The sequence below is a fragment of the Aeromicrobium sp. genome (assembly GCF_049586495.1).
Classification (GTDB): Bacteria; Actinomycetota; Actinomycetes; order Propionibacteriales; family Nocardioidaceae; genus Aeromicrobium.
In genome coordinates this window covers 1-3,674 of sequence record NZ_JBAVCB010000133.1, presented here as the reverse complement: position 1 = coordinate 3,674, position 3,674 = coordinate 1, and the positions used below count along the sequence as shown (strand labels likewise).

3 protein-coding genes are annotated in these 3,674 nt (G+C 69.5%); 1 reads left to right on the top strand and 2 read right to left on the bottom strand.

All coding sequences use genetic code 11. The features are described from left to right. Positions 1-371 (bottom strand): DEAD/DEAH box helicase (locus WB508_RS07125; protein WP_423844190.1); only part of this gene is annotated, 371 nt, incomplete at its 3' end. Between the two features lie 222 nt (positions 372-593). Between WB508_RS07125 and WB508_RS07120 the strand changes: the two genes are divergently transcribed. Beyond that, on the top strand, positions 594-1,277 hold the full coding sequence (locus WB508_RS07120) for a ferritin-like fold-containing protein (RefSeq protein ID WP_423844189.1): 684 nt from the start codon (positions 594-596) through the stop codon (positions 1,275-1,277). A gap of 19 nt (positions 1,278-1,296) precedes the next feature. Here the strand turns inward: WB508_RS07120 and WB508_RS07115 are convergent. Beyond that, positions 1,297-3,674 (bottom strand): ATP-binding protein (locus WB508_RS07115; protein WP_423844188.1); only part of this gene is annotated, 2,378 nt, incomplete at its 5' end.

The window sequence follows — 3,674 nt, the reverse complement described above, 5'->3', positions numbered from 1 at the left end:
ATGTCCACGCCCTCGGCCAGTGCGTCCAGCTGCGGGTCATATCCGACGCCGCCGTAGATCAGCAGGCTGCGTGTACCGCGCTTGGCAGCGGCGGTGGCGACGTCCCCACCCACCTGGATGGCGAGCTCTCGTGTCGGCGCCACGATCAGGGCCTGCGGCTTGCCGGGGGCAGCCAGCTGGTCGTAGTCGGGGTCGTGTGGCGCGACGGTGCGCTGGATGACCGGGATCGCGAAGGCGAGGGTCTTGCCGGTTCCGGTGCGCGCCTGGCCGATGAGGTCGGTGCCCATCAGGGCGACTGACAGGGTCATTTCCTGGATGGGGAAGGGGGAGGTGATGCCGACGTCGGTCAGGGCTTCGGCGATCTCGGGCATGACGCCCAAGTCAGTGAACGTGGTCACAAGGTTCTCAAATCGTGAGGGGGCGATGGGATTCTCAGTACGTGTCGTGACGATTCTCGAGACAGACGTACGAGACCTCGCGACGGAGATACGGCCCAGGGGGCGCTATCGAGTCTACCGCGTGCCGCACTGACAGACGGTTCCTGGTGCGCCGGCGGCCTGAACGCGGCCGGTGGTGGCGATACGCTGCCGTGCATGGCTGCCGATGAGACACCAGATGACCAGTACCGCACCGGAATCCTCGAGCTGATCGGGATTCTCGCGTACGGCGAGGTCAGCGCCTGTGAACGTCTGGCCGAGGACGCTGCCATGTCGCCGGATCTGGAGACCAAGGCCGAGATCCTGGCGATGATGGCGGCCGAGTGGGACCACTTCGAGAAGCTGCGAGACCGGCTGGTCGAGATGAAGCAGGCCGACCCGTATCCGTTCATCGACTCCTTCGCCGACATCTTCGACCGTTTCCACCGGCAGACCACCCCGAGCGACTGGCTCGAGGGGCTGGTCAAGGCCTACGTCGGCGACGGGCTGGCCGCCGATTTCTATCGTGAGATCGCCGCGTACCTCGATCCGGAGACGCGTGAGCTGGTGCTGGAGACGTTGTCAGGCACGGGTCATTCTGAGTTCGTCGTCGACGCGGTGTGCGGCGCCATCGAACGGGATCCGCGGGTCGGTGGTCGGCTCGCCCTGTGGGGTCGACGCCTGATGGGAGAGGCGCTCAGTCAGGCCCAGATGGTCGTGGCCGAGCGTGACGCCTTGAGCGCCGTTCTGGTCGGTGGCATGGATTACCCCGGCATGGATCTGGCCGGCATCGGCCGCATGTTCACCCGACTCACCGAAGCTCACGCCGCCCGGATGGATCGGCTCGGGCTGTCGGCCTGACGGTGGCGGCGCACGGCGGTCACCGCACGTCAGCGGCGAGATCGCGACACCGGACGGCATCGAGGGGCTGCTCGGCCTGCTGATAGATCTCGGCGGCTCGGGAGAAGTAGACCCGGCTCGGCGCTCGCTCGGCCTGCGCCGAAGCGATGTGACCGCGCACCTCGTGCAGCGCGGCGTACCAGGCCGGCAGCCGCATGACGACCTCCGCGAGGAAGACCGCGGACTTCTCGTAGGCCGCTGCTCGCTCCAGGTCGCCAGTGCGAGCCGCCGCAATCGCGGCGGGCACCGCCAGGGTGATGCGACATCCGGGGCACGTCTCGGCCGGGCCGAGCACGGCCTCCTCGGCTGCCTCCAGAGCCGCGAAGCCGGCCTCGGCCGTCTCTGCCGCGACGATGCGGGCCCCGTAGATGCGGTCGAACAGGTGGAAGCCGACCTCAGACTCCTGCGCGAGTGCCAGCGCATCGTCGAGCATCACGCGGGCGTCCACGAATCGACCCCGGTGGATGGCCACCTCGGCTCGTCGTTGCAAGGAGAAGGATTCGCCGGCGGAGGCGGCGATCGCTCGATGCAGATGCTCGCCGGCGGCCAGGTCGAGATCTGCCTCGTCGAGTCTTCCAGCGAGGAGCTTGGCCTCTCCTCCGAGGGTTCGGGCGAAGGCGTGACCGCGGGCGGCGCCAAGACGCTCGGCTTCGGATCGAAGCGAGTCCGCAAAGGAGATGACGTCGTCGTACGGGCGGGCCCCGTACAGCAGCCGCTGCGTGATGCACAGCTGGCCATCGAACACGTTGACCGCCAGGTGCGGCAGATCATGGGTGTCGTCCAGGTCGATGCGCACGCTGCCCCGCAGCTCGCCTCGAGCGTGGGCGGCTGCCGCGTTGGCCCACGAGGCGATGATGAGTGACGCTGAGTCCCCGGAGTCGAGGGCCAGACGCCTGCTCTCTGCCGCCTTGGCCGCTCCGAGGGCGGGATCCCCGAAGCCCAATGCCGCAGCGCCGGACAACGTCAACGCCTCCGCCAGACGCCCCTCGACCGTGACGGGACGGGAGTCGCCCAGCGTGCGCAGAGCGCCGGCGGGATCGCCCTGCTTGATCTGGGCCAGCGCCTGTCGAGGCACGATCTCCTGGGCGGCCTCCTCGCCCGCGGCCCGCGCGGCGTCGGCGTAGGCGGCCAGCGCGGCCCCTTCGCCGAGTGCCTCGAGCGACTCTGCCTGCAGCAGGAGACCGTCGACGTGCACGGGGTCGTGGTCGAGGAGCGGATCGAGATAGTTCAGAGCGTCGCGGTATGCCGCCAGCTCGACTGAGCGCCGCGCTGCCGCCAGCAGCCACGGCACGGCCTCGGTGGGGCGACCGCCGGCGATCCAGTGTCGAGCGATGACGGCGGGTGGCCCGCCCAGCTCGTCCAGGCGCCGCGCGGCATCGCGGTGGATGGCGACTCGATGATGCGGCGCTATCTCCGCGATCATGGCCTGGCGCACGAGTTCGTGCCCGAACCGATAGCGGCCATCGGCCACGGCGAGAACGCCAGCGGAGACGGCGCGGTCGAGCATCGCGAAGGCCTCGTCCTCACCGCACCCGGTGAACGCCAGCACGCTCGGCAGGTCGAGATCGTCCCCGGCGAGGGCCAGCCGACGGAGCATCGCGGTCGAGCCGTCGTCCAGATCGGCAAAACGAGCGGCGATGGCGTCGTGGCGTGATGTTCCCAGGCGCAATTCGCCGCCGGACACCGCGCTCCTGGCCAGCTCGAGCACGAAGAACGGGTTGCCCTCGGCCATCGCGACGAGATCGGCGACGGTGTCGGAGCGATCGACGAGGCCGGCTTGCGTGGCCAGGGCGCTCGCCTCGTGCGGTTCGAGCGGGGCGAGATCCATCTCGATGGCGCCGCCGGCCCGCGCGACCCGCGCCACCCCGCAGCGCAAGGTCTCACTCGCTGCCTCCGGTCGATAGGCGAGCATCGTCAGGATCGGGGCAGACGAGACGGCGCCGAGATGCAGGAGAGCCTCAATGGTGGCGGCGTCGGCGAGATGGGCGTCGTCGACGACGACCAGCGTGCCCGATGGGCCGGCCGCAGCGGTCAGCAGTCGACGCACTGCACCGATCACCTGGTGCCGACTGACCGGCATCGTCAGAGCACCGGCTGCCTCGACCATGGGTGTCAGCTCGGCCAGCACGTCACGTGCACGATGTCCTGCGCCGTCAAGCACCCCGGGCTCGTCCGCGACCAGGCGCTCGGTCGCAGCAGCCAGAGCAGCGTATGGGCCGTCGGAGTTCGCAGCAGACACGGTCAAGGTTCGCCATCCCTCCTTCTCCGCGATGGCGCTGCTGCGCCGCCCGAACGCCGATTTGCCCATGCCAGCCGCCCCGCGGACCGCGATCAGCGTTGCTGCGCCCGTCCCCGGGG